This window comes from Streptomyces sp. NPDC014623, assembly GCF_043088245.1.
Taxonomy (GTDB): domain Bacteria; phylum Actinomycetota; class Actinomycetes; order Streptomycetales; family Streptomycetaceae; genus Streptomyces.
In genome coordinates this window covers 239,064-264,071 of record NZ_JBIBZU010000005.1, presented here as the reverse complement: position 1 = coordinate 264,071, position 25,008 = coordinate 239,064, and the positions used below count along the sequence as shown (strand labels likewise).

The 25,008-nt window shown below is 69.5% G+C and carries 17 protein-coding genes and 2 pseudogenes; 9 read left to right on the top strand and 10 right to left on the bottom strand.

All coding sequences use genetic code 11. The features are described 5' to 3' along the window. Nucleotides 1–7: 7 nt before the first annotated feature. From ACF1FZ_RS11695 to ACF1FZ_RS11685, 3 genes are all read right to left on the bottom strand, one after another. Nucleotides 8–391, bottom strand: coding sequence for a VOC family protein (locus ACF1FZ_RS11695; protein ID WP_391773186.1), 384 nt, complete (start codon nucleotides 389–391; stop codon nucleotides 8–10). A gap of 105 nt (nucleotides 392–496) precedes the next feature. After that, nucleotides 497–886 carry a hypothetical protein gene (locus tag ACF1FZ_RS11690; protein ID WP_391773185.1) on the bottom strand — a complete coding sequence of 130 codons (390 nt, stop codon included), beginning with the start codon at nucleotides 884–886 and terminating at the stop codon, nucleotides 497–499. Between the two features lie 109 nt (nucleotides 887–995). Continuing rightward, the gene (locus tag ACF1FZ_RS11685; RefSeq protein ID WP_391773184.1) at nucleotides 996–4,973 is read right to left on the bottom strand and encodes a GDSL-type esterase/lipase family protein; all 3,978 of its coding nucleotides are present in this window, start codon (nucleotides 4,971–4,973) and stop codon (nucleotides 996–998) included. A gap of 1,419 nt (nucleotides 4,974–6,392) precedes the next feature. On the opposite strand from ACF1FZ_RS11685, the gene ACF1FZ_RS11680 reads away from it, so the two are divergent. Beyond that, nucleotides 6,393–6,947, top strand: a complete 555-nt coding sequence (locus ACF1FZ_RS11680; RefSeq protein ID WP_391773183.1) for a hypothetical protein — start codon at nucleotides 6,393–6,395, stop codon at nucleotides 6,945–6,947. Between the two features lie 127 nt (nucleotides 6,948–7,074). Here the strand turns inward: ACF1FZ_RS11680 and ACF1FZ_RS11675 are convergent, their stop codons facing one another. Continuing rightward, entirely contained in the window at nucleotides 7,075–8,010 is a 936-nt protein-coding gene (locus ACF1FZ_RS11675; protein ID WP_391773182.1) for a helix-turn-helix domain-containing protein, read from the bottom strand. A 170-nt stretch (nucleotides 8,011–8,180) separates the two neighbouring features. On the opposite strand from ACF1FZ_RS11675, the gene ACF1FZ_RS11670 reads away from it, so the two are divergent. Beyond that, entirely contained in the window at nucleotides 8,181–9,221 is a 1,041-nt protein-coding gene (locus tag ACF1FZ_RS11670) for an NAD(P)-dependent alcohol dehydrogenase (protein WP_391773181.1), read from the top strand. A 28-nt stretch (nucleotides 9,222–9,249) separates the two neighbouring features. On the opposite strand, the gene ACF1FZ_RS11665 is transcribed toward ACF1FZ_RS11670, so the two are convergent. Next, a complete protein-coding gene (locus tag ACF1FZ_RS11665; RefSeq protein ID WP_391773180.1) occupies nucleotides 9,250–10,068 on the bottom strand; it encodes a response regulator in 819 nt (272 codons plus the stop codon). 107 nt (nucleotides 10,069–10,175) lie between these two features. Here ACF1FZ_RS11665 and ACF1FZ_RS11660 point away from each other — a divergent pair, with 107 nt between their 5' ends. Next, nucleotides 10,176–11,783 carry an ATP-binding protein gene (locus ACF1FZ_RS11660; protein WP_391773179.1) on the top strand — a complete coding sequence of 536 codons (1,608 nt, stop codon included), beginning with the start codon at nucleotides 10,176–10,178 and terminating at the stop codon, nucleotides 11,781–11,783. 120 nt (nucleotides 11,784–11,903) lie between these two features. Here ACF1FZ_RS11660 and ACF1FZ_RS11655 read toward each other — a convergent pair. Then, nucleotides 11,904–12,279, bottom strand: a pseudogene (locus tag ACF1FZ_RS11655) (chorismate-binding protein); the annotation flags it as partial. Nucleotides 12,280–12,877: 598 nt separating this feature from the next. On the opposite strand from ACF1FZ_RS11655, the gene ACF1FZ_RS11650 reads away from it, so the two are divergent. After that, on the top strand, nucleotides 12,878–15,886 hold the full coding sequence (locus tag ACF1FZ_RS11650) for a family 16 glycoside hydrolase (protein ID WP_391773178.1): 3,009 nt from the start codon (nucleotides 12,878–12,880) through the stop codon (nucleotides 15,884–15,886). A gap of 88 nt (nucleotides 15,887–15,974) precedes the next feature. Here ACF1FZ_RS11650 and ACF1FZ_RS11645 read toward each other — a convergent pair whose 3' ends face one another. Next, complete coding sequence (locus tag ACF1FZ_RS11645) at nucleotides 15,975–16,769, bottom strand: hypothetical protein (protein ID WP_391773177.1); 795 nt, start codon at nucleotides 16,767–16,769, stop codon at nucleotides 15,975–15,977. Between the two features lie 341 nt (nucleotides 16,770–17,110). On the opposite strand from ACF1FZ_RS11645, the gene ACF1FZ_RS11640 reads away from it, so the two are divergent. Beyond that, a complete protein-coding gene (locus ACF1FZ_RS11640; protein ID WP_391773176.1) occupies nucleotides 17,111–18,385 on the top strand; it encodes a lectin in 1,275 nt (424 codons plus the stop codon). 158 nt (nucleotides 18,386–18,543) lie between these two features. Here the strand turns inward: ACF1FZ_RS11640 and ACF1FZ_RS11635 are convergent, their stop codons facing one another. Beyond that, on the bottom strand, nucleotides 18,544–18,987 hold the full coding sequence (locus ACF1FZ_RS11635) for a subtilase-type protease inhibitor (RefSeq protein WP_391773175.1): 444 nt from the start codon (nucleotides 18,985–18,987) through the stop codon (nucleotides 18,544–18,546). Nucleotides 18,988–19,370: 383 nt separating this feature from the next. On the opposite strand from ACF1FZ_RS11635, the gene ACF1FZ_RS11630 reads away from it, so the two are divergent. Both ACF1FZ_RS11630 and ACF1FZ_RS11625 read left to right on the top strand, forming a co-directional pair. Then, nucleotides 19,371–19,541: a hypothetical protein gene (locus tag ACF1FZ_RS11630; RefSeq protein ID WP_391773174.1), complete on the top strand. Its 171-nt coding sequence runs from the start codon at nucleotides 19,371–19,373 to the stop codon at nucleotides 19,539–19,541. A gap of 243 nt (nucleotides 19,542–19,784) precedes the next feature. Further along, nucleotides 19,785–21,189, top strand: a pseudogene (locus tag ACF1FZ_RS11625) (PepSY-associated TM helix domain-containing protein). A 380-nt stretch (nucleotides 21,190–21,569) separates the two neighbouring features. Here ACF1FZ_RS11625 and ACF1FZ_RS11620 read toward each other — a convergent pair. Beyond that, entirely contained in the window at nucleotides 21,570–21,710 is a 141-nt protein-coding gene (locus ACF1FZ_RS11620; protein ID WP_391773173.1) for a hypothetical protein, read from the bottom strand. A 186-nt stretch (nucleotides 21,711–21,896) separates the two neighbouring features. Between ACF1FZ_RS11620 and ACF1FZ_RS11615 the strand changes: the two genes are divergently transcribed. Further along, nucleotides 21,897–22,715 carry a helix-turn-helix domain-containing protein gene (locus ACF1FZ_RS11615; RefSeq protein ID WP_391773263.1) on the top strand — a complete coding sequence of 273 codons (819 nt, stop codon included), beginning with the start codon at nucleotides 21,897–21,899 and terminating at the stop codon, nucleotides 22,713–22,715. A gap of 11 nt (nucleotides 22,716–22,726) precedes the next feature. Here the strand turns inward: ACF1FZ_RS11615 and ACF1FZ_RS11610 are convergent, their stop codons facing one another. Next, nucleotides 22,727–23,095, bottom strand: coding sequence for a nuclear transport factor 2 family protein (locus ACF1FZ_RS11610; RefSeq protein WP_391773172.1), 369 nt, complete (start codon nucleotides 23,093–23,095; stop codon nucleotides 22,727–22,729). 498 nt (nucleotides 23,096–23,593) lie between these two features. Here ACF1FZ_RS11610 and ACF1FZ_RS11605 point away from each other — a divergent pair, with 498 nt between their 5' ends. Next, nucleotides 23,594–24,886 (top strand): YeeE/YedE family protein, encoded by a 1,293-nt coding sequence (locus ACF1FZ_RS11605; protein ID WP_391773171.1) that lies wholly within the window; start codon nucleotides 23,594–23,596, stop codon nucleotides 24,884–24,886. Nucleotides 24,887–25,008: the final 122 nt, after the last annotated feature.

The following is a 25,008-nucleotide window of genomic DNA, read 5'->3' as shown; positions in this document are numbered from 1 at the left end:
ACGCCGGTCAGGCGGGCCGGAGCCTGGCGCGCAGGAGGCAGAACTCGTTGCCCTCGGGGTCGGCCAGGACGTGCCAGCTCTCGTCGCCGGTCTGGCCGACGTCGGCGGGCCTGGCGCCGAGAGCGAGCAGCCGCTCCAGCTCGGCGTCCTGGTCGCGGTCGGTGGCGTTGACATCGATGTGAAGCCGTGTCTTCCCGGCCCGTGGGTCGCTGCTCGGACTGAGGACGAGAGTGGGCTGCGGGCCGCCGAAGCCGGCGTCGGGCGGCCCGATCTCGATGCTCCCGTCGGCCTCCCGGCCGAGTTCGACGTAGCCGAGGACCTTGCTCCAGAACGTGGCGAGCAGATCGGGGTCGGCTGCGTCGATGACCAGCTCACTGATGCGGCATGCCATGCCCATGAGCATACGCAGTGACCCCGGCGTTCTGCGGTCGATGACGAACCGGTCCTCTGCCCGCCGGGCCTGGCCGTGGGCCGGATCGCGTGACTTCCCCGGCGCTCAGCGGCGGCGGCCTGGGGCGAGCCCGGCCAGCGCCGTACCGAGAAGAACGTATGCCACGAGGGCGAGGACCGGCATGTGCCCGCCCGGGCGGTCGATGTCGTCGATGTGATACCCGGAGATCCCTGCCCAGATCAGTCCGCCGATGACCACGAGTGCGACGTTGCCGGTCTCCCGCATCATCCGCATGCCGGCCGACAGCAGGAGAGGCATGAAAGCCCAGGAAGCGGCCGTGGTGAGCAGGAACTCGAAGGCGCCGGCGAACATCGTGTCCCCGCTCGAGGCTCCGCGGCCGCGAGCCCACGTGTAGCCGGCGGACATGAGGGTGTGGCAGGCCGCGGTGGCGAGGGCGACGACGAGGGCGCCTTTGGCATGTCGTGAGTACTGCATCGCGGGAGTCCTTGATCTTCGCAGGCCGATGGGCCCCGACGCGGGTGCGTCGGGGCCCACCGGGTGTGTGCGGACGATGGCCACAGGATGGCGCATGTCCCTTCGGTTACTACAGGGCGCGCTCCAGGGCGTTGGCGTAGAGCCGAGCACCGGAGATCTTCGGGTGGAACGACTTCATCGACGGCGCGGGCAGATCGTTGTCGGCCTCCGACTGTCCGGAGAAGACGGCACCGTTGATCGTTTCGGGGTCACCGCAGATCGCCTTGCCCAGGAAGTCCGACGCGGGGTCGACGAAGGTGGCTCCGACCGATGTCGCGGCGGCCTTCATCTCCAGGCTCAGTTTCGGAGCGACCACGTCGTTGAGCCACGGTGCCTCCTCGGTTCCGATACCGGGGATGCACTGACCGTTCCCGGACAGGAGCGGCGGGTAACCCACGAGGTAGATCTTGGCCTGCGGTGCGCGGGTCTTGATCTGGTTGAGGACCTTGACGATCCTCGGCTTGACCTCGTTGGTGATCCAGCCGGGCATGAAGTCCTTGAGCGGACCGCTCATCTCGCCGGTCTTGCTGCCCGTGTCCGGATTCCGCTTCTCGATCTCGGCGTTCTGGCAGAGCTTCAACCCGGCCGCCCAGACGCATTCGTTGAACACGTCCGTGAACAGTGAGTCGTTACCGCCGATGGCGATGGTCACGATGTCCGTGTTCTGGTCGAGGTAACCGAGGTCCATCTGCGGCAACGAGTTCTGCTGGTTCTGGCCACCCGCCCAGACGTTGTAGGTACGCGCGCCGGAGCAGGCGATGAAGCTCAGGTCGACGTTGCCGTAGTCGTCGGAGATCGCACCGATGGACTGGGACCTGCCGGGCAGGGAGGCCTGCCGGATCCAGGCCTGCTTGGAGCGGTGGCACTTGTTGACGATCTCGTCGTCGCCGATGTCCTCCTTGTAGTCCGTCTCCCGGAAGTAGTCCTTGCCGCCCTCGGTGTCGGCGCCTTCGCCGGAGGCGAAGGAGTCACCCATGCCGACCACGTGCGTCGGGTTGGCGTCCAGCCTCTGGAAGGCGACGGCGTCCCAGGCGATGTCCACCCCCACATCGTCGGTGATGTTGGACAGGGCCACCGAGGCGGTTCCGGTGAAGTTGAAGACGCCGAGCGACCGCCATTCGTTGCTGCGGATGCGCTGCGGGGCGACACGGTGGGGTGAGGTGGAGTTGGTTCCCGAGACGGTGTACTTGGCCTGCTGGGAGCGTGCGGCCACGTTCGGCATGTGGACCAGGACACGGGTCCAGCCCTTGACGGTGCTGGGGCCGGTCCAGGTGCCGGTGACCTTCAGCCGCTGCGAATCGCCCGGGGAACTGGCCTTACGGGTGGTGGAGAACCACATGTGGTTCCCGTAGCCCACACCGAGCTGGTGGGTGTCCATCTTGGCCGAGGGCGTGGAGAAGTCGAACTTGAACGAACCGGACGTCTGCGCGGTGTCCGTGCATCGTCTGAAGTCGGTGCCCGCGAGCCGCTGACCGGAGTTCACGTTGTCGACGATGGTCGTGCCGATCGGGAGTCCGGAGTTGCACCGGGGCGGGTGGGAGTTGCCGTCCGCCTCCTCCGGGTAGGTGTTGTTGAAGCGGAAGAGCTCGAAGCCGCAGGCATCAGAGGCGCAGTTCTTCCATTCCACCTTCTTGTTCCACCAGCACCTGAAGTCCGTGCGCTGGCACGGGCCCGTGGCGGGGGAGTCGTTCGAGGCGCCTTCCTTGATCTTGTCCGGGTCGCACTCGTTGGAGCCGTCGCAGAACAGGTTGACCGGCGGCTTGGCCAGGGTGCGGAACACGGGATCGGTCCACCAGGCGGGCCGGAAGCCGTGGACGAGGGTGCCCGGCGCTTCCAGGGCCTCCAGCGGACGTGCGGCCCACCCGATGACCTTCTCCGGGTACGGCCAGTACTGCGGCTTGGCGGCGTGGGAGTAGTCGTCACCGCCGCTGGAGTTCTCCAGGAACGGAGTGCGGTTGGGCTTGTAGGTCGGGTTGGCGGGGTTGTTGGCCCAGCCCACGCCCCACTTGCCGGCGTTCTCGCCCGCTGCCGACTGGGGGTAGAAACCGGAGTTGTAGGCCCACAGGGCGAAGAACCAGTTCTCGATGCCCTTCGGGTCACCGTTGTTCACGGTGAGGCCGGCGTTGCGGGTCTGGTTCCACTTCTCGGCGAGGATGTTCACACCGGCCGCGACGTTCGCGGTGTAGTCCAGTGCGACGGCCTCCTGGTACGCGCGCGGCTTGGACGGCCGGACCTCGCCGTCCTCGTACGGCTTGCCGGGCAGGCGCATGCCGTCGGTGACCTGCGTGATGCCGTAGCCGCAGTCCGCGGCAGGCCAGCTGATGGCCCACGGGTCATCGACCTGACCGTGCTCGTCGTGGACGAGGCCGTAGTAGTTGCCGATCAGGCTGTTGGCGGTGGTGCCCGGTGCGGCGAAGCGGGTGGCCTGCCACATGTTGGATTCCTGGGCGGTGATGCCGAGGAACACCTGGGCCGGGATGCGCCCGCCGCCGGCAAGCGGGGTGAGACCGCCGACGAGGGCCTGCGGCGTATAGGCGCCCATGCCCATGTTCTTCCAGTTGGCGGCCCGGCGCACGTGCTGGTCCAGGGTGCCTTCGATGGACCGGTTGACAGCCCACTCGATCTGCCGCGGCTTCGGCTGGAACGCCTGCTTCTGCGGGTTGCCCCGCTCCACCGCACAGGTGCGCTCGGACTCCGGCTCGGAGATGTCCAGCATCACCTTGTTGCCGCCCGCGGTGCCGCCGTCCTTGGCGGGAGCGGCGCCCAGGGCCGGGGAACGGTCCTCGCCCTCGGCCGGGTCCGCGTTGACCGGGGACGCGGCCGGGTTGGCCTCGAACACACGCTTGTGGCCGGTAGGCAGGTGGTTCATCTCGATACGGGCGGTACGCGCCGTCTCGTACTCGGAGGCGCGGATACGGGTGTCCTTGCCGTCGGCCCAGGCGGTGTTCACGACCGCACGGGCCTTGGTGGAGACGACGGCGTCCTTGTCGATCCCGCCCGGGTTGCGCACGTTCCCGGGCAGGGTGCCGACGTTCTTCGCCGCGCCGGTGACGACGGCGGTCCCGTCCGCGGCCCGGGTGAGGTCCATACCGGTCAGGTCGCCTTCGGCGACCGTCCGGGCCTCGACAGCCTTGACGGCCTTCCTCTTGAGCTGCCCGCCGGTCAGGTACTTGACCTCGGAGGTGGTGCCGGCGGACGCGGCCTCGACGGGCTTCGCGTCGGCGGCTCGGGCCCGCACGCTCTTCGCGGCCCGGTCATCGTGCGTGCGGTCCAGGAAGGCGATCCCGCCGTCCTTGGTGACCGACAGACTGAAGGGCGTGTTGTCCGTGCGGGTGACCAGCTCGGACTTCCCGCTCCCGGTGATCCGCACGATCGCGTTGCCCTGCGCGGCGACGATGCCGTTGCGGGTGGGGACCGCGGAGGTGACCTGACCCTCCACCGTGGTCTTCTTCACCGTCCTGCCCGTACGGGCATCGACGGTGATCAGACGGGTCTCGTTCCTGTCCGACATGTTCTCGTCGCTGAACTGCGACAGGACCGCCTGCTCGCCGTCACCGCAGCCGGGCGAGAAGTAGGCGAGACTCGCCTGGAACGGCAGTTTCGTGATCTGCCCCGAATTCAGGTCCACGGCCGCCGTGAACGCGCCCCGGGCCATCAGCTGGGGCTTGTTGGTGAAAGTGCGCGGCGCGTAGGCGACCAGGGCGCGGTCACCGGAGGCGGTGACACAGGCGTTGCCGATCCAGGTGTCGGTGTCGAAGAACCCGGGCTCGGAGAGGGACGCCGCGGTCTTCCAGCGGTAGCCGTCGGCCTCGTCGGCGGTCATGAGGTGGAACCCGGTGGCATCACCGATGGTGGTCCACGCGGTGTCGGAGGACTTGGCGTAACCACTGCCGAGCACCTTGCCGCGCTCCTTGGCGGGAACGCGGTCCTTGTGGCCGTCCTTGTCCGCCTTCACGCGGGGCGCGGCGGGATCGGACCATCCTTCGGCGGCGTTCGGGGGCGGCGTCGGCGGGGCGGCTTGCGCCTGCGTGACGGTCCCGAGCACCACCGCAGTGGCTATGGCGCAGCTGATGTGAACACGCGCTCGCGTGTATCTGCTAACCCGTCTCAAAGCGTTGGCTTCCTTGTGTGAGAGGCGATGAAAGGCTCATGCGCGGGCACAGCGGAATCTCCGCGTGGTCGCGCGGGGCGGGTACGTCGGTAGGGGTGAACAGGTCCGCTGCAGAAGAGAGGGCCGACAGGTCTCACGCTCGCGTCGAGGAACACGGGCCGCAGTCAGCCATGAGCCGGTCCCGGAGGGGTCGTCCTGCCGGTTCCGGTGCAGTGGCGAAGCCGAGGAACGGGGGCGGCACGAACCACGGTTGCCGTCGGCGCGCACCTTGGTCTGTCGCTTTTCGGCCGACCTCCTTCGGAAGATGTACGTGCCTGTTTTGAGCACGCGCAAGGGCGGCAGGGGCCCGGCCCGCCGCTGCCGACGGTTTCTGGCGAAGAGACGAAGGAGTGTCCAGGCTCTGTAGTGTGGGCGGGGAGTCATCGACCGGCGTTTCCGCCCGGTCGGAAAGCCAGGGACTGGATGGCCGAAATGGCCCAGGCCGCAGCGTCGCCGCCCTCATCGCAGCTGTCACACCCCCGTTCCTCCTCGTGCTGACGCGACGGGAGGAACGCTGTCGTGCGTGGTGCTGCGTCAGCACCGCCTGCCCCCCGGCGACACACGGAGACCGGGTGGTGAGACCTGATCCCCTGAGCGCTGGATCACTCTAGGCACGGTGACGTCAGGTAACAGGGACTGGTTGGGGACATGGCAAAAAATGGATCATGCCGGCGATGCGCCGGAAGGCGCGGCCCCTCTCACGTGACCTGTGGGGACGCTGTGGAGGGAAGCGGTACGGGCCGGGGAAGCGCGGTCAGCACATTGGCTGATTCCGCTCCTGGGCTGTCACGGGTGTGACCGGTCTCCCGGGGTCCGCCGAGGCGGCTCGGCGGACAGGAGGTGCCGCTGCCCGAGGAGCCGTTCTTCCTCGGCAGGACCCGTGACGTAGGGGTCTTTGAGCGGACCGCCGGAGAAGGCCCGGCCCTCCTGTCACGTACGCCGTGCTGTGGAGTTCGGGACGTTCCCGATCAAGCCGAACAAAGAGGTGCCTACCGGCCCGGACGTGCGTCCGGTGCCGTCGATGTTCAGCCTGATGATCGCCTTTTGGCCGGATCGTGACCCTGGTCCCTCCGCCACTTCCGTGGTCGACGAGTTCGTTCGCCCAGGTAACTGTCGTCCGGGCTGCCTCGGCTCCTGCACGGCATCGCTCTCACCCCGGCGCTGACGGACAGGTGAGGGGTGGCGGAAAAACGCCCGTAGATCACCGAGTGCCGGCCCTCCGTCGGCCGGCTGGATCAATAAATACGCTCGCATGTGCGTTCGGCGCGATACTCTCCGTGCGCCAGAACCACCTTACTGTCACCTCAAGGGGAAAACGTGAAGACTGCTGTGCGTGCAGGGAGCATCTGTGCCGCCGTGCTTGCCGTGACGATGACTGCGCCCGCTGCGTCGGCGGCCGGTCAGGCCGAACCGAAGGCCGGCGCGTCGATCGCGACCGTGGACATCAAGGGTGTCGAGGTCGACAAGCAGGCGACGAGCGAAACCAAGCAGATCATCGCGGCCGACGCGGGGGTTGCCGCGGCCGCTGCCAACGTATGCGGATCCGGCTATACCGTCTCTGTCAGGGCCGTCCGTTACAGCACCTACGGCACCACCTACACCTGGACCAACGGCAAGACCACGGGCGACAGCTACTACGACAAGCCGATCTGTGCGGTGTTCTTCAACGACACCGGCGCCGCGCACTCCATGGGCATCCGTCTGAAGGACAACTACACCTCCACCCCCGACACCGAGGACTTCGGCACGTACAGCTCCTACGCCGGGCCCGTCTACCAGAACAAGGGGTACTGCGGTCAGGCGTACTCCTACATGAAGGTCGGCAGCCAGGTGGTCGTCGACAACTACCTCACCGTAGGGGCCTGCAACTAGTACCGCCTCTCTGGGCCGCGCCCCGCGTTCCGGGGCGCGGCACCCCTCGTCACCGCGCTGACCGCCGGGGGGAGGCGGCCGCCGTCCCGGGAGTCGTCGGGACCGGCGGGCTGAAACCTCGGCGGGCCTACTGCCTCCCGGGAACCGAGGTGCCCGCCCGCATGGCGTCCGTGCCCCAGCTCGCCAGCAGGCGAAGGGCCTCGGCGGACGCCGAACCGGGCTCGGCGTAGTAGGCGACGACCGACTGCTCCGCGTCGTCGGGCAGAGCGAACGTCTCGAAGGAGAGCGTCAGCTCGCCCACCAGCGGGTGATGCAGCCGCTTGACGCCGTGGCTCTTCTCCTTCACGTCGTGTCTGGCCCACAACCGCCGGAACTCCTCGCTCTTCACGGACAGTTCACCGACGAGTGCGGAAAGACGAGGGTCGTCGGGATGGCAGCCGGCGTCCATCCGCAGGTAACTGACGATGTCCGACGCCTTCTGGTCCCACTCCACGAACAACTCGTGGTACTCCGGCTTCAGAAACACCAGCCGCGCCCAGTTCCGCTCCTGCGGGGGCAGCTGGGACCAGTCGCCGAAGACCGCCGCCGCCATCCGGTTCCAGGCCAGGATCTCCGAACGCCGCCCGGTGACGTACGCGGGAACACCCTCCATCGTGTCGAGCAGCTGACAGAGGGACCCACGCACCCGCTGCTGCCGCATGGACGGCTTCTTCCTGTGCTGCCCGGGCTTCGCGAGGTGCATGAGATGCGCCTGCTCGGCGCTGGTCAGCCTCAGCGCGGACGCGATGGCACCCAGTACCTCTGCGGACACGTTCTGTCCGTTGCCCTGTTCGAGGCGGGTGTAATACGCCACGGACACCCCGGCCAGCTGGGCCAGCTCCTCGCGGCGCAGTCCCGGGACGCGACGGTGCCGCCCGAAGTCGGGAAGCCCCACATCCTCCGGCTTGAGCCGTGCCCGCCGGCTGCGCAGGAACTCACTGAGCTCGGCGCGCCGGTCGAGGGTGTGCCCGCCACCACCAGGGGTGCCGGAGGGCTGCCGCCGGGCTTCAGGCTGCTCATCCATGGGTTCAGTATCCACGGTCGTACGCACACCGTCCTGACCCCACCAGTAGTAGGACCACCGGACGTACGCACAACCGTGGCCTGGGTGAAGCCTGGGAGCTGGGGCAAGCTGGACGACGTGTCCGGACCGAAGACTGCCGGGCGCACGCCCACTCCTTAGGAGAACCCCGCATGACTTCCGTCGCTGCGTACGCCGCCCCCTCCGCCAAGGCCCCGCTGGAGCGCACCACCATCGAGCGCCGCGCCGTCGGCGAGTTCGACGTCCTGATCGACATCAAGTTCGCCGGTATCTGCCACTCGGACATCCACCAGGCCCGCGACGGCTGGGGCGAGGGAACCTTCCCGATGGTGCCGGGCCACGAGATCGCGGGCGTCGTCACCGAGATCGGCTCCGGTGTCACCAAGTTCGCCGTGGGCGACCGTGTGGGCGTCGGCTGCATGGTCGACTCCTGCCGCGAGTGCGACAACTGCGAGGCGGGCCTCGAGCAGTACTGCCTCAAGGGCAGCACCAGTACGTACAACGGACTGGACAGGAACGGCGCCCCCACGTACGGCGGCTACTCCACGCACATCGTCGTGGACGAGAACTACACCCTCCGCATCCCCGACGGCCTGTCGCTCGACGAGGCCGCCCCGCTGCTCTGCGCGGGAATCACCACGTACTCCCCGCTGAAGCACTGGAACGCCGGCCCCGGCAAGAAGGTCGCGGTCCTCGGCATGGGAGGCCTCGGTCACATGGGCGTCAAGATCGCGCATGCGCTCGGCGCGGAGGTGACCGTCCTCTCCCAGTCCCTGCGCAAGCAGGAGGACGGGCTGAAGCTCGGTGCCGACCACTACTACGCCACCAGCGACCCGAAGACCTTCGAGGAGCTGCACGGCACGTTCGACATCATCCTTTCGACGGTTTCGGCGCCGCTGGACTTCGACGCCTACCTCTCCCTCCTCAAGACGGACGGTGCGCTGGTGAACGTGGGCGCTCCTGAGGAGCCCGTCTCCGTCAACCTGTTCTCCCTGATAGGCGGTCGCAAGTCCCTCTCAGGTTCCGGGATCGGCGGTATCCGGGAGACCCAGGAGATGCTGGACTTCTGCGCCGAACACGGATTCGGCGCGGAGATCGAACTGATCGGCGCGTCCGAGATCAACGAGGCGTACGAACGAGTGCTGAACAGCGACGTCCGGTACCGGTTCGTGATCGACGCCGCGACGATCTGAAGCCCTGGCCGTCTTCCGCCCCGCCCGTTCAGCCGTCGTCACCCGGGCGGGGCGGGAGGGTGGTGGCGGTGTCGAGGAAGAAGGAATCGATGCTCTGCACGGTCTGCATGAAGTCGTCGAGATTGACGGGCTTGGTGACGTAGGCGTTGGCGTGCTGGCGGTAGGCGTCCTCGATGTCGTCCGGTGCGGCGGACGTGGTCAGCACGACGATGGGAATGCCTGACAGGTCGCTGTCGTTCTTGAGGACGTTCAGCAGCTCGCGGCCGTTCATCCGGGGCATGTTCAGATCGAGCACGATCAGGTCCGGCCGGTCCGTACGAGGGTCGCGGAGGTACTCCAGAGCCGCGACCCCGTCGTCGGCCCGCTGGATGCCGCGCGCCATGCCGTGCTCGGTCAGGGCCTCCTCGATCAGCATGGCGTCGGCCATGTCGTCCTCGACGAGCAGGACGGTGTACGTGCGGGGGACGAGGCCGTTCATGAGTGAGCTCCGGGTCTGGTGATGGGGTAGCGGGCGTGATGCGGGACGGCTGGTGAAGACGAGCCCGGGCCAGCGTTTGCGGGCCCCTTGGCGGCTCACGCCCCAGGCCTCCCCCAGCTGGGGGTAGCCGGCGCCCTCCTGCGCGGCGGTCCGCGCGGCCAGTGCCGCGCACTCCTCCACGGCCCGGCCGAGGTAGGCCAGGGCGCGCAGAGATGCCAGGGCGTCCTTGCGGGGCTCGTCCGGGCCCCGCGTGCCGGCATCCGGCACCGGCGCGCAGAGGACGAGCTGCCGGGTGGCTTCGGCGACGGCCTGTCGAGCCCGTACAGCCAGTTCCTCCTGCTCGGAGCTCACTTGCGTCTCTGCTGCCATGGATGCACCGTAGACGCCGAGGTGCCCCGTCGACAACCACGGTTGTCCCCGCAGGTAGGGTGGCGCCCGCCCGGTGTGCCACCGGGCCCAGGGAGGATGGACCCGCCGTGCAGATCGACACCCCTCAGCAGGACCCGGTGATACTGCCGCCGCGGTCCGTCCAGGGTGGATGGACCACCCGCGGCTGGCTGGGAGCCGGCTCCGCGGCAGCCTTGGTGCTCCTCCTCGCCCTGACCGGCTGCGGCGTCTGGGCCCTCGGTCATGCCACCGACGTCAACGGGCGGCTCACCGAGCGCTGGTCACCGGCTCTGATCGCCTCCGTCCGGATGGAGAGCGCCCTGATCAACCAGGAGACGGGCATCCGTGGATACGGCATGACGGGGAAGCGCGAATTCCTGGAGCCGTACCGGGACGGGGTCGCCCAGGAGAAGGCCGCGGACCGGGAACTAGCGCGCCTGGCGGAGGGCGTCGAGCGGGCGACGGCCGATCTGGCCCGGGTGCGCGAGCTCTCCGGGCGGTGGCAGGCCACCACCGCCCGGCCCGTCAGCGATGCGGCCGACCCCGTCGGCTCCGCCCAGCAGCACACCGAGTCGGGCAAGGCGGCGTTCGACGCCGTCCGTGCCGCACTGACCGAACAGCAGGCCCACATCGAGGCCGAGCGGGACCAGGCGCGCGACGACCTGCGAGCGGCACGCGATCTGCGCAACATGGTCTTCACCACCATCGCCTGCGTGGTCCTCGCCCTCATCGCGCTCGCCTTCGCCGGGCTGCGCCGCGGCGTCCAGGTCCCGCTGGACCGGTTGCGCACGGACGTCCGGGAGATCGCGGACGGCCGATTCGAGCATTCCATCGCACTCTCCGGCCCCGCCGACCTGCGGGCACTGGCGACGGACGTGGACGGGATGCGCCGACGCCTGGCCGGGGAGCTGGAGTTCAGCGACCGCGCCCGGGCCCAGCTCGACGAACAGGCGACGGAGCTGCGCCGCTCCAACGAGGAGCTCGAACAATTCGCCTACGTGGCCTCCCACGATCTGCAGGAGCCACTGCGCAAGGTCGCCAGTTTCTGCCAGCTCCTGGAACGGCGCTACGCGGATCAGCTCGACGACCGGGCCAAGCAGTACATCGCCTTCGCGGTCGACGGAGCCAACCGTATGCAGACGCTCATCGGCGATCTCCTCGCGTTCTCCCGCGTCGGCCGCCTGCACGCCGACGACGCCGACGTCAGCCTCGAGACCGTGCTGCGTCGTACGGTCAACTCCCTGGCCACGGTGATCGAGGAGGCCGGGGCGGTCCTCACCCACGATCCTCTTCCGGCGGTCCACGGTGACCAGACCCAGCTCGGCGTCCTGCTGCAGAACCTGATCTCCAACTCCGTCAAGTTCCGTGCTCCGGGCACCGTGCCCCGGATCCACATCAGCGCCCACGGGCCCGCGGACGGTGCCGAGGGCGACGAGCCTCGCTGGGAATTCGCCGTGAGCGACAACGGCATCGGTATCGACCAGGAGTACGCCGAGAGGATCTTCGTGATCTTCCAGCGCCTCCACACCCGTGACACCTATCCGGGCAACGGCATCGGCCTCGCCCTCTGCAAGAAGATCGTCGAGTACCACGGCGGGACCATCACCCTGGACACCGGTCATACCCCCGGCACGCGTTTCGTCTTCACCCTCCCGCTCGCCCACGCCGAGCCGTCACCCGCCGATTCCAGCAGTTAGGGGCGGCTCCTCGGTGCCTTCGGCAGCCCGTGGGCCGAGTCTCGTCCAGGTCGCCATCCAGCAGGTGGCGGCCGTCCGTCGCCACTCGGCCGGCCCCGCCGGACGGACACAGCTCCGTGCTCACAGCTCGGCTCCCACGGCACCGAGGAAGGTGCGGAACCCGGGCCCCGGTCTCGGCCCCGAGTCCGGACGCGGCGACGCCGCCCTCGCGCAGCCGTAGCGTGCGTTCCTCGGGCACCGCGCAGCCGATCGTGACGACCCACGCGCCGTCACCCCGTGCGTCGCCCCAGCCCACCATGCCGGTGAAGGGCCCGCGGTCGGACGGCCCGGTGCGGGCGGTGAACTGAGATGCCGTCATGGCTGGAGCCCCACAGACGGCAGAGGTGGGATGCAGGGCCCACGCGAACGCCGGCGCGGAAGTGCCCGGGAAGGCGGGCGTGCCGGTGACGGCGGCGGACAGGTGCCACAAGGCGGCGGTACGGACGAGCGCGGTCCGGGGTGATGAGCAAGGAATCTGGCCGCCTGCAAGAAGGCCACCGAGGTGGCGGACAGGCCGGCGAACTCGGCTTCGCGGTCACCGCTGACCGGTGTGGCCGCCGCTCTGCTCGCCCGCCGCCACGTGCCGCGCTGCCGCCGTCGAAGCACAACGGACGGCGTTCGACCTGCTACGGGGCCCTGCTGCTCTCGCCAGGCCCGGCCGCGCCGGTGTACGGGCTGACCGGGATGGCCCACGGCCGCGCCCTCCCCGCCGTGCTCGGTGTGTCGCTGGGGCCGGCGGTGCCGGCCGGCTTCACCGTGCACGGGCTGCGGGCCCGGTACGCGCCGCTGGCCGGCTTCCGGCTGTCCGCCCGGCGGCCGGGCGCCGGCTCCGCGTGCGGACTCGTACCCCTCATCGGCATCAGACGGCCCGACGCCGTTCTGTCTCCCCTTGTCCGGGATCAACTCTTCTGCACAGGAAGGACTTTGAACTTGCAGATGACAAAGTATGGACTTCTCCAGCAGAAGCCCCCTAGCGTGGCGGCGCAACCGTAGGCGTAGTGCCATATCGCGGATCAGTACAGCCCGACCGGAGTGCGACCCCCTCTGGAGGACCGATGCATCCACGGCTGTTCCAGCGTGCCCGAAAACAGCTCACCACCCTGCTCGTCGGGGGCTTCCTCGCGGGAGGCGTCTGGGCCGCACCCCCGGCCGCCGCGGCGCCCGACGACATCCCGCCTCAGGAGCCGGGCGTCACCCTGCGCGTCTTCGACACCCAGGTGCCGCTCAGCGAACTGTGTACGCTCAAGCCCGGCCAGACGCCCAACTACGACAAACTGATGCCCACCGTGGACTGGTCCACGACCGGAGACTTCGGCGGCTACGCCGACAACTTCGTGGCAGAGGTCTCCGGCTACCTGGTCGTCCCTGCCGACGGGACGTACGCCTTCCGCCTGAACAGTGACGACGGATCGCGGCTCGTCATCGATGACCGGGAAGTCATCGACCACGACGGCCTGCACGGCGCCGAACCCAAGGACGGGTTCGCCCAACTCACAGCAGGCTCACACCCGTTCAGGGTGGACTACTTCGAGCGAAGCGGTGATCAGCAGCTGACGCTCGCGTGGAAGCCACCGGGCGCCGCAGACTTCGGCGTCATCCCCCGCGAATCCCTGAGCACCGATGCCGGGGTCGTCCGGGTCACCGCACCCGGCCGCAAGGAGTGCGAATCCGGCGCGGACAGTCCGGGTGACGGCCTGCCGCTCGCCGGTGTGCGCCCCGACCTCGACCTCACCGACCTGCGCCCGGACGGTTTCGAACCCCAGGTCACCGGCATGGACTGGTTGCCCGGCGGACGTCTGGCACTGTCCACGTGGGGCGGCTCCGAGACCCGGACCGGCGAGGTGTATCTCCTCGGCAACGTCACGGGTGACACCAGCCGCGACAAGGTGACGGTGAAGAAGATCGCCGAAGGCCTGCGCGAGCCCATGGGCATCAAGTACGTCGACGGTTCGCTCTACGTCTCACAGAAGCACGAGCTGACCCGACTCGTCGACAAGAACAAGGACTTCGTCACCGACGAATACCGTACGACCGCCACCTGGCCGTACAGCGGGAACTTCCACGAGTTCGCCTTCGGGCTCCTCTACCGTGACGGTCACTTCTACGTGAACCTGTCCGTCGCCATCAACTACGGCGGTGCCACCACCACTCCGCAGCCGGCTCCGGGCCGCGGTACGACGTACAAGGTGTCCAAGAAGACGGGCAAGATCCAGCCGGTCGCGGGTGGCCTGCGGACACCGAACGGGATCGGCTGGGGCCCCGGCGGCGACATCTTCACCACGGACAACCAGGGCGGCTGGCTGCCGGCGTCGAAGCTCGTCCAGATCAAGAAGGACCGCTTCTTCAACCACTACACCCAGCCGCCGGGCCCCTTCGACACAAGGCCCGTCACCCAGCCGGTGCTCTGGCTGCCCCAGAACGAGGTCGCCAATTCGCCGAGCACACCACTCCATCTGAAGGAGGGGAGGTTCGCCGGGCAGATGCTCATCGGTGACGTCACCTACGGCGGACTCCAGCGCGCCTACCTGGAAAAGGTGAAGGGGCAGTACCAGGGAGCCGTGTTCCGCTACACACAGGGACTCGAAGCAGGCGTCAACCGCATCACCATGGGGCCCGACGGTGCGATATACGCGGGCGGGCTCGGCGCCGACGGTAACTGGGGCCAGGAAGGGAAACTGAAGTTCGGCCTGCAGAAGCTCACGCCGAACGGTGGCAACACCTTCGACATCAAGGAGATGCGCGCGGTCCCCGGCGGCTTCGACGTGGAGTACACCCAGCCGCTGTCGGAGGCCACCGCGGAGGAGCTGGCATCCCGCTACCAGGCGGACCAGTGGCGCTACACCCCGACGTCCGACTACGGCGGTCCGAAGGTCGGTGAGGAGCAGCTCGCCGTGCGCTCGGCGACGCTCGCCGGCGACGGACAGACCGTGCGGGTACTCCTCGACGGGCTCAAGCCCGGCCGGGTCGTACACCTCCGCTCCCCGCGTCCCTTCGCCTCCGCGTCCGGCGAGACGCTGTACAGCACGGAGGCCTGGTACACGCTCAACGCCCTGCCGGGCAAGCAGCCGCCGCCGGCCACGCTGTACGAGGCGGAGGAGGCGCGGCTCACCGGGACGGCCGGCATCAACACGGACCACCCCGGCTACTCGGGCAGTGGCTTCGTCGACCGTTACCACACGGAGGGTCAGGCCACCACGACCTTCGACGTGACGGTCCCCAGGGCCGGCGACTACGCCGTGAACCTGCGTTACTCCAACGGCCCCGACCCCTACCAGGGCACCAAGGCACTGTCCCTCCACGTCAACGGGAAGAAGCTGAGGCAGACGCAGCTCCCCTCGACCGGTACCTGGGATGCCTGGTCGACGCAGACCGAGCGGGTCCGCCTGCACGCGGGGCCCAACACCGTCTCGTACCGCTTCGATCCCGGTGACGCCGGTCATGTCAACCTCGACATGATCACCGTGCTCCCTCACGGTGCGCCCGTCACCCTCTTCGACGGCACCACCGCTTCCCAGGAGCAGTGGCAGCACACGGACGGCAGGCGCGTCGAATGGCCGCGGGCCGACGAGCAGTCGATGGAGGTGTGCTGCGGTGACATCCGCACCAAGGACGCCTACCAGGACTTCAAGCTGCGCCTGGACTTCCGGGTGCCGCTGCTGCCGGACGACGTGACCGGCCAGGACCGGGGAAACAGCGGCATCTATCTCCAGGACCGCTACGAACTCCAGATCCTCGATTCCTACGGAGACACCACCCCCGACACGAACGAGGCCGGGGCGATCTACCAGAAGAAGGCGCCGGACGTGAACGCGGCTACGGCTCCGGAGACCTGGCAGACGTACGACATCACCTTCCGCGCGGCGCGGTTCGACGGCAGCGGCCGCAAGACCGCCGACGCGCGGGTGACGGTGCTGTGGAACGGCCGGAAGATCCACGATGACATCGCGATCGACGGACCGACCGGTGCGGGTCTCGCGGAGGGTCCGTCGGCCGGAGCGATCCGTCTGCAGGACCACGGGAACAAAGTGCGGTTCCGCAACGTCCGGATCGAACCACTGAGCTGATTCCCGGGCTTCTCGACCGGTGCGGGGCAGGTGCGGGGCAGGTGCCCCGCACCTGCCCCGGCCGCCGGCCCGAGGGGCGGGGCAGGTGTCAACCCTGCGGTGCCCCCGGCGCACGCCAGGCCGCCGCGAGTCCTTCCAGCCACGCCGGAGGCAGTTCCGCGTGCTCCCATTCCGCCCGGAGCGCCGACGGTGCGGCGATGAGGCGTTCGAGTACGGCGATGCTCGTGGGGGAGTGGAGGAGGGAGTAGCGGCCGTGAACGGCGATGCGGCTGCGGGGTCCGTAGTGCGCGTACAGCTGAGCCAGTCGCTCCCGATGGGACTCGGCGAACCGCGTCAGCCTTCCGGCGTACCCGATCCGTTCCACGACGCTCATCGTGCCGAGCAGCGCGGTGAGGACCTCGTCCGACACCTCGGGGTCCAGGTCCGAGGTGTCGCTGAAGGCGAGGAAGAGCGGTGTCACAGCGACCTTCGCACGCTCCACGTCCATCCTCCCGACAGGATGGCGGACCGGTGCGGCGTCATCCCCCGCCGAGCCGGACACGGCCGGGCCGATGGCCCGCTCGAGAGCCCGCTCGGCGACGCGGGCGAGTTCCTCACCGACGGCCCGGGCGCCGTCGTACCGGCCGGCGCCGTACGCGTCCCCGTCCTCGGCGCGGACCTCCTGCTTCCTGCCCACTTCGCTGTGTGCGTCTGCGATCGCGCCGGCCTCGACGAGCGCGATCAGCTCTTCGGCTTCGCCCCGGAAGACTCCGGCGCGGCCGAGGAGTTCGAGAAGGGTGTTCCTGGCGTTCGTCACGCTGGTGGCGTCCAGCGGGCGCCGGCCCGTTTCGGCGGTGTCGATCGTGTCCCCCTCGTCGGCGTCGGTCCGGTGTGTCAGTGGCACGGAGCGCTCTTGTCACGCCCCTCCGTGCCGGCTGCGAGGATTTTGCCGGCAGCGGCTGCCTCCAGCATCTCAAGTCTCCATGACACCATCCGCCGACGCCGCACCGGACGGTTTCGAACGGCCCGTGACACACACGGCTCCGGTCTATACCAAACCCTTGACACGGCCCCTGTTCATTCCTTAAATCAAGAACCGAACTAAGTGAGAAGTGAACTGTGGACTCCCACCCCTTCACTCCTTCTGTCCGGCCCGCGAGGGGCGGGAAGGGGTCGACGCGGTGCCGCTCGATTCTCAAAACTGACATGAACGCGTCAGTATTCCGCTCCTCGAAGGGAGAAGGCATGGGTTCGCCCCGTTCGTCACGACACCTGCTCGTGTCCCTCGTCATGGCGCTCGGTCTCGCGTCGCTGTCCGCCGGGCAGGCGCAGGGCGCGCCTCCGCCGGTGCCCGCGGCCACCGCGAACAGCACCGCCGCGCCTGCGGCCGTCACGTTCTCCGACGAGTTCGACGGGCCCGCCGGCTCCGCCGTCGACGGCGGCAAGTGGCAGATCGAGACCGGTGACAACGTCAGCAACCACGAGCGGCAGTACTACACCGCCGGCAACCGCAACGCCGCTCTCGACGGCCAGGGAAACCTGGTCATCACCGCACGCAAGGAGAACCCGGGTAACTACCAGTGCTGGTACGGGCGGTGTGAGTACACCTCTGCACGGCTGAACACGTCCGGCAAGTTCACGACCACATACGGCCGTGTCGAGGCCCGGATGAAGATTCCGCGCGGGCAGGGCATCTGGCCCGCCTTCTGGATGCTGGGCAACGACATCGGGCAGGTCGGCTGGCCCGACAGCGGTGAGATCGACATCATGGAGAACGTCGGCTTCGAACCCGGTACCGTGCACGGCACCCTGCACGGCCCCGGTTACTCCGGCAGCGGAGGCATCGGCGCGGGTTACACGCTGCCCGGCGGGCAGGCGTTCGCCGACGCGTTCCACACCTTCGCCGTCGACTGGAGCCCTGGCGCCATCACCTGGTCGGTCGACGGCACCGTCTACCAGCGGCGCACCCCCGCCGATCTCGGTGGGAGGCAGTGGGTCTTCGACAAGCCGTTCTTCGTCATCCTCAACCTCGCGGTGGGGGGCTACTGGCCCGGTGACCCCGACGGAAGTACGGCCTTCCCCCAGCAACTCCTCGTCGATTACGTCCGTGTCAGCTCAGGCGGCGACCAGCCGGGCGGCGGGGGGCCCATCACGGGCCTGGCGGGCAAGTGCGTGGATGTCGCGGGTGGCGCGGTGGCGAACGGTACGGCGGTGCAGTTGTACGACTGCAACGGCACGGCGGCGCAGCGGTGGACGGTGGGCGGTGACGGGACGATCCGTGCGCTGGGCAAGTGTCTGGATGTCGCGTCGGGTGGTACGTCGGACGGGACCCGGGTGCAGCTGTGGGACTGCAACGGTTCGGCGGCGCAGCAGTGGGCGACGCCTGCCGCCCGGGACATCGTGAATCCGCAGGCGAACAAGTGTCTGGACGTGGCCGGTGGCAGCAGCGCCAACGCCACCCGGTTGCAGATCTGGACCTGCACCGGCGCCGCGAACCAGAAGTGGACGGTCACCCGGTGACCGTCTGATACCGGTGGCCCCGCCCTGAGGACGGGGCCACCCTGGGTGTCGGGCACCGCCTGCCGCGCGGCGAACCGGAGCGGGAGGGGGGCGCCCCAGAGCGCCTCCCGCTCCGGTCGAGGCCGGGGCCCCGGTGTGGGCCCGCTGGACATGGCAGGTCAGAAGGAGAAGACCGGTCCTTCGGCCAGGCTTGCCCGCATCTCGCACGCGTTGCCGAAGGTGGCCGACCAGGAGACGCGGCGGCCCTGCCACACACCGGTCGCATCGAGGACCACCGGGTCCCACTGGCGCGTGCAGTTCCCCTGCGGCCTCGGTGCGGTCAGCTGGGTGAACTCGCCCTTGACCGAATGCAGTTCCGCACACGCTGCGGCGGGCGAAGGGTGAGTTCCGCCAGGGCGGGGCGCGCAGCTCAGGGTGACGGCCCGCTGGACGGTGGCCGTGGCCGCGTCGCCCTTGCCGACCGAGAGGACGAGGGCTGACGGGGCGTAGAGGCCGGCGGACTGCGCGGGACGGGCCTGTGCGACTCCCATGGCGGCTGTGCCTGTCAGGACGAGTGTGGAAACCGTGGTGATGACGCCGATTCTGCAGAGTTTGTCACGCATTCGTGTTTCTCCTTCGCTCGGGGGGTGACTGCGGTGGGGAGTCTGATGCCTGCAGGCAGTGAGCGCACATCGATCAGTGCTTTCCGGCCCGACACGCACGCGCCATGCCTACCGAATGACCGTTCGGGCAGTTCGGAGCCGGTGCGCGGCACCCGCGCGGCGTGTCCGGCATGTGGACAGAATCAGGTGGTACAACCCAAAACTACCGTCTGACCTGCTGTGATACTCCAATGGTTCTCGCGCGAAAAGCCAGGCTTCGGCCGGAAAGCAGTGTTGATCACGGAGTGGGCAGGTGTGGCCGGGGTCACATCCGACCGGGTCGCCCGACAGGCTCGGCCTCGCCCTCGCTCCCTTCCTCGTGCGAGGTGCGAGCCGGGGGCGCCATGCCTGAGCTGTTCGTCGGTGGCCGGCGGGGCACCGCCGTCGAGAGCGGCGCGCAGGAGATCCGCTGCCCTGCGGACAGCGGGCCGGTCACCGTCGTCGACGAGGCGGGGTCCCTGGGTCCGGGCGCGGCGGTGGTTCCGGCGCGTGAGACGTCCGGCCGAGGACCATGACCGTGCGCGCTACACGGAAGCGGTCCGGGCCGGGCGGCTCCGGACTGCAGGACCGTACCGGCCGGCCCGCAGGGACGGCTCCCCGGAAGCCGTGGACGCCGACAGGGGGCCGGCTCTCCCTCCGGCACCTCACCCCGTGACGCGGATCACAGTGAGTGCCGGGAACTGGCCTACGTCCGCATCCGACTTCTGGACCGGTCGGTGACGGTCTGCCGACGCCCCCACGCCTTCAGGAGAGCAGGCATGACCGCTGAACCACCGGTCCTCACTTCTTCCGCGGAGCAGGAGGTCCGAGAGCCCGGCACCTCCTCCGGGCGCACCGCATGGTCGCCGCTCGGCCCCCTGGTGCTGAGGCTGCACTTCTACGCAGGGGTGCTCATCGCACCTTTCCTCCTGGTCGCCGCCGTGACAGGCCTCCTCTACACCGGTTCGTACCAGGCGGAAAAGATCGTCTACGCGGATGAACTGAGCGTCCCCGCCGGTACGAGCGAGCTGCCGATCTCGCGGCAGGTCGCGGCGGCCCGTGAAGCCCGTCCGGAGGGGGAGATCAGTGCCGTCCGTCCGGCTCCGGAGGAGGGCGCGACCACCCGTGTACTGCTGTCCGGCGTGGAGGGCGTGGACGCCGCCCACACCCTTGCCGTGTTCGTGGACCCGTACACCGGCGAGCTGACCGGGGCGCTGGAGCAGTACGGCTCCAGCGGCGCGCTGCCCCTGCGTACCTGGATCGACGAGTTCCACCGAGATCTGCACCTGGGCCAGACGGGCCGCCTCTACAGCGAGCTGGCTGTGGGTGACAGCCGGCGGTGGCCTCGTCCTGTGGTTCGGGCGGCGCAGGGCCCGCCGCAGGATGCGCGGCGCGAGCGGACGCAGGCGCACGCTCTCCCTGCACGGCACAGTGGGCGTGTGGGCGGCGGCAGGACTCTTCTTCCTGTCGGCGACGGGTCTGACCTGGTCGACGTACGCCGGCCGGAGCGTCTCCGATCTGCGCGAGGCGATCAGCCAGACGACGCCGACGGTCTCCGCGGGCATCGGGCCCGGGGGTGAACACGCCGAGCACATGCATGCGGGCGGATCCGGTGAGGCCCCGGGGAAGGACGTCGGCCTGGACGCCGTGCTGGAAGCCGCTCGTGGCGAGCGGCTCTCGAACCCGGTGGAGATCGTGCCTCCGGCCGACGCCTCCTCCGCCTACGTCGTACGCCAGATCCAGCGCAGCTGGCCGGAGAAGCCGGACGCGGTCGCCGTCGACCCGGCCACCGGCGAGGTCACCGATGTGGTGCGGTTCGCCGACTATCCGCTGCTCGCCAAGCTGTCCCGCTGGGGGATCGACGCGCACACCGGCGTCCTGTTCGGGCTCGTCAACCAGATCGTGCTCGCCGCCCTCACCACAGGTCTGATCGTTCTCGTCCTCCTCGGCTACCGGATGTGGTGGCAGCGCGGACGTGGTTCCGCCTTCGGCCGCGCGGCGCCGCGCGGCGCGTGGCAGAAGATTCCGCCCCTCGTCCTGGTACCGCTGATGGCAGGTGCCGCGGTCGTGGGGTACTTCGTGCCGCTGCTGGGCATCCCGCTGGCGGTCTTCCTGGCCGTCGACATCCTGCTGGGCGAGATCGCGTACCGGCGGGGCGGACGCACGTACGCGCCCGGGGCCTGACGGCGAGGGAGCCGTCCCGGGTTCACGGAGCGTCACGACCGGCGGTGCGCGGCCGGGCAGGCTCGGCCCCGGGGTGCAGCGGGCTTCGAGGAGGGAGCGGCCCCGGCCGAGCTGCCGGCGGCTGTCCCGGGAGGCGGTCGGGGCAGCCACGGGGCACTCGCTTCCTGTCACGGCGTCATGGCGGCTGGGCTGTCCCGCAGAGAGGGCCAACGCCACGGCGGTAGAGGGGTGTTCGCAAGGAAAAATATTTCTGCTGTTGGGCCGTGCGAGTTCGCTCGCGGCCTGCGCCCGTGTCAACGGGGCGCAGGGCTTCTCCTCGACACGGAGTGAGGAGGCGCCCGGTCCCGCGGGTGTGTCTGCGGGACCGGACGCCCTCACGGTCAAGGGAGCGGCGACCCCGCGTAGTTCACCGCGAGCCCGGCCGCCGCGTGCGGTGAGGCAGCGATGCGGTCGAGCCGGGCGATCTGGAGCCGGGTGCCGAACGGGCTCTGATCCGGACCGGTATGCGGCGTCGTGGTCATGAAGTGCGGGAAGGGTTCGGCGCGCCGTACGCGGCACAGGCACGTGCCGGATCAGGCGTCCAGCAGGTCGGCCGCACCGGTCCTGTGCCGCCGGGCCAGGGCGCGGTCCGGCCCGCCCTGTGTGATCCGTCGGAAGCAGGCGAGGGGCCCTCTCGATCGGATACCGTCCTGGCCATGACGACTGCCATGACCAGGACGGTCGATGACGTGAACGTCGGGAGCCTGCTGCGCGGCTGGCGCAAGCTGCGACGGGTCACACAGCTCGAACTGGCCCTGAAGGCCGACAGCTCCGCACGCCACATCAGCTTCATCGAGACCGGCAGGTCCACGCCGAGCCGCTCCATGGTGCTGCATCTGGCTGAGCAGCTCGACGTCCCCATGAGGGACCGCAACGCTCTGCTCCTGGCTGCGGGCTACGCTCCCTCGTATCCGGAGACGCCGCTGACCGCCCCGGCGATGACGGCGCTCCGGGCCGGACTGGATCAGTTGCTGACCGCCTACGAACCACACCCCGCCCTGGTGATGGACGGGATGTACGACGTGGTGGCCGCCAACAGGGGCGTGCAGGCGCTGCTCGACGGGGTGGCGGATCACCTGTTGCAGCCGCCCATGAACGCCATGCGCCTGACCCTGCACCCGCAGGGCCTGGCCCCGCGGATCGGTAACCTGGGAGAGTGGCGGGCCCACCTGCTGGAACGGATGGAGCGGCAAGCGGCGCTCCGCTCCTCGGAGGCGCTGCACGGCCTGTACGAAGAGGTCGCCGCCTATCCGGTGCCGGCCGGAGCCACCTCCTCCGGTCCGGCCGTGCCCGCCTGTGGGCACGGCCCGGCGGCCCACCCGTACGCGCTGCCGCTCCGGATCGAGGCGGGTGGCAGGGTGCTGTCGTTCATCTCTACGGTCACGACGTTCAACACGCCGATGGACGTGACCGTCTCCGAGCTCGCGGTCGAGACGTTCCTGCCCGCGGACACGGAGACGGCCACCGCCCTCCGGACGGCACGCTGAGGGGGAAGACTTCACGCCCCCGGCAGGCGGTCCAGGAAGCCGGCGACGCCGGTGATGCGGCCGTCGTCGGCCAGTGTGATCACGTCGAAGCCGGCGGCGGGAGCGGAGCCGTCGGCGACGGAGACCAGGTCCCAGGTGAAGCGCACCAGGTCGTGGTGTGCGTCCGGCGTACCGGTGAGCTCGAAGGTGAAACCCGGGAACCGCTGCCGGGCGCCGGTGATCGCCGCCACGATCCCCTCGTGGCCCTTCGCTTCGACCAGCGGGTCGGTGTAGGTGCCGTCCTCGGTGAACGCCGAGGCGACGGCCTTGGCCAGTTCCTCGGGCGAGGAGGCGTTCCAGGCGGTGAAGTAGCGTTCGACAGCGTCCTCATGCAGGGTCACAGCGGTGTCCTTTCGTCTGTACGGATGCACCTGAGCGGCGCGTTCACGGCATGGCCGGGTCTCGTGCGTCAGTGGCGAGAGGTCCGGCCGGGCGGCGGTTCACCGACCGCTTGTCGTCCTGCCTGCTACCGCAGCGTGCCGCATCTGTCGCGGAGGGTCGATTACCGCTGAGGTAATCACCGGCCCGCCTGTACCGAGCCGCCCGGTCCCACTCCGCCGCAACAGGGCCCTCGCGCCCGCCGGTCCGGTGAGGTACGGCGGGATGCCGTCTCAAAAAGATTTCCGCATGGTGAGACAGGCAGGCATCCGGAGGGACGCCATCCGTATATTCGTACGCATGTCTGTATCGGCCCTGTTGCTGTGCCTCGCACTGTTCGCGCATTCGGCGTGGTGCGTCGACGACGGACTCTGTCGCGGCTGAATCCCGCGTCGGCGGCGCGTACCGCGCCGCCGGCAGCTGATGCCGCCGTCCGTCCGAGCACCATCCGGAGACCTTTCGTGACCACCGCGCCACCTGCCGGGCCGGCCGCGCCGCCGCGCGCACTGCCCGCCCTGTTCGTTCCTTCCCCCACCTCGGTGCCGAAGCCGGAGGCCCCCGCCCTGCCCCCGGTGCGCAGGACGCCACTCGTCGTGGCCGGGCTGCTCGCCGTGGCCCTCACCGCCTATGTGTGGTTCGCACACGGCGCGAAACCGGGAGTGCTGCTCCTGCTGGGGCTCGGCCTGGGCGTCGCCCTCTTCCATTCCCGGTTCGGCTTCACCTCTGCCTGGCGACAGTTCATCGCCGTCGGCAACGGGACCGGGCTGCGGGCGCACGCGCTGCTGCTCGGCACCACGGCCACACTGTTCGCGCTGATCATCGGTACGAGCACCGGGCTGTTCGGAGCGCAGCCGACGCCGTCCGGCGGAGCGATCGGAGTCGGTCTGATCGTCGGATCGCTGCTTTTCGCAATCGGGATGCAGCTCGGCGGCGCCTGCGCTTCGGGCACCCTCTTCGCCGTCGGATCGGGACAGACCTCGGTGCTCCTGACCCTCGGCGGATTCATCGCGGGCGCCACGCTCGCCGCCTGGCAGTTCGACCTGTGGAAGGACCTCCCCGCCTGGGAACCGGTCGTCCTCTCCGACCACATCGGCTGGTTCGGCTCCTGGGCGGTGACCCTCGCCGCGCTGTCGCTGGTCGTCGTGATCACGCGACGGGTCCAGGCCCGGCGTAACCCGCCTCCCCTCGGCCCCGTGCCCTCGGCGCGCACCGCGGCCGTACGGGCCCTCCGCGGCTCGTGGCCGCTGGCCGTCGGCGCACTGGCGCTGGCCGTCCTCGGCGCGGGCGTGCTGCTGGTCTCCGGTGGAGCCTGGGGCGTCACGAGTGCGTTCAGCCTGTGGGGCTCGGAACTCGTAGGCGCGCTCGGCGGCCACCCGGAGAACTGGACCTGGTGGCGCCGGCCCGGCAACGCGGAGATGCTGGCGGGCCCGGTGCTCGCCGACAGGACCAGCCTCACGGACATCGGCATCATGATCGGTGCGGCGGTGGCCGCAGCGCTCGGCGGCACCTGGGCCCTGCACCGTGGCATTCCGTGGCGTACGGCCGTCGCGGCGGTGCTCGGTGGTGTGCTGATGGGTGTCGGTGCCCGGCTCGCCGGGGGCTGCAACATCGGGGCCTACCTGGCGGGTGTGTCCTCGGGCAGCCTGAGCGGCTGGCTGTGGGGAGCGGTCGCACTCGCCGGTACCTGGCTCGGGCTCAAACTGCGCCCGCTGTTCGGCCTGGGCAATCCCGAGCCGGGTGACGGCGTCTGCTGAGCGCCTGAGGCTTCTGAACACCGGGTCGGTCCCGCGACCGCTGCCGCGGACAGGGGCGACGCCCCCTCTCCGCCGGCCGCCGCGCGGGCCGGCCCGTTCCACCGGCGGGAAACCGCGGTTCG

Coding starts and splice junctions, on each gene's coding strand:
- ACF1FZ_RS11635 (WP_391773175.1), bottom strand. CDS start 18,987: ATGCGTGACAAACTCTGCAGAATCGGCGTCATCACCACGGTTTCCACA.
- ACF1FZ_RS11620 (WP_391773173.1), bottom strand. CDS start 21,710: ATGACCACGACGCCGCATACCGGTCCGGATCAGAGCCCGTTCGGCACC.
- ACF1FZ_RS11640 (WP_391773176.1), top strand. CDS start 17,111: ATGGGTTCGCCCCGTTCGTCACGACACCTGCTCGTGTCCCTCGTCATG.
- ACF1FZ_RS11615 (WP_391773263.1), top strand. CDS start 21,897: ATGACCAGGACGGTCGATGACGTGAACGTCGGGAGCCTGCTGCGCGGC.
- ACF1FZ_RS11630 (WP_391773174.1), top strand. CDS start 19,371: ATGCCTGAGCTGTTCGTCGGTGGCCGGCGGGGCACCGCCGTCGAGAGC.
- ACF1FZ_RS11650 (WP_391773178.1), top strand. CDS start 12,878: ATGCATCCACGGCTGTTCCAGCGTGCCCGAAAACAGCTCACCACCCTG.
- ACF1FZ_RS11665 (WP_391773180.1), bottom strand. CDS start 10,068: ATGGCAGCAGAGACGCAAGTGAGCTCCGAGCAGGAGGAACTGGCTGTA.
- ACF1FZ_RS11695 (WP_391773186.1), bottom strand. CDS start 391: ATGGCATGCCGCATCAGTGAGCTGGTCATCGACGCAGCCGACCCCGAT.
- ACF1FZ_RS11670 (WP_391773181.1), top strand. CDS start 8,181: ATGACTTCCGTCGCTGCGTACGCCGCCCCCTCCGCCAAGGCCCCGCTG.
- ACF1FZ_RS11690 (WP_391773185.1), bottom strand. CDS start 886: ATGCAGTACTCACGACATGCCAAAGGCGCCCTCGTCGTCGCCCTCGCC.
- ACF1FZ_RS11675 (WP_391773182.1), bottom strand. CDS start 8,010: ATGGATGAGCAGCCTGAAGCCCGGCGGCAGCCCTCCGGCACCCCTGGT.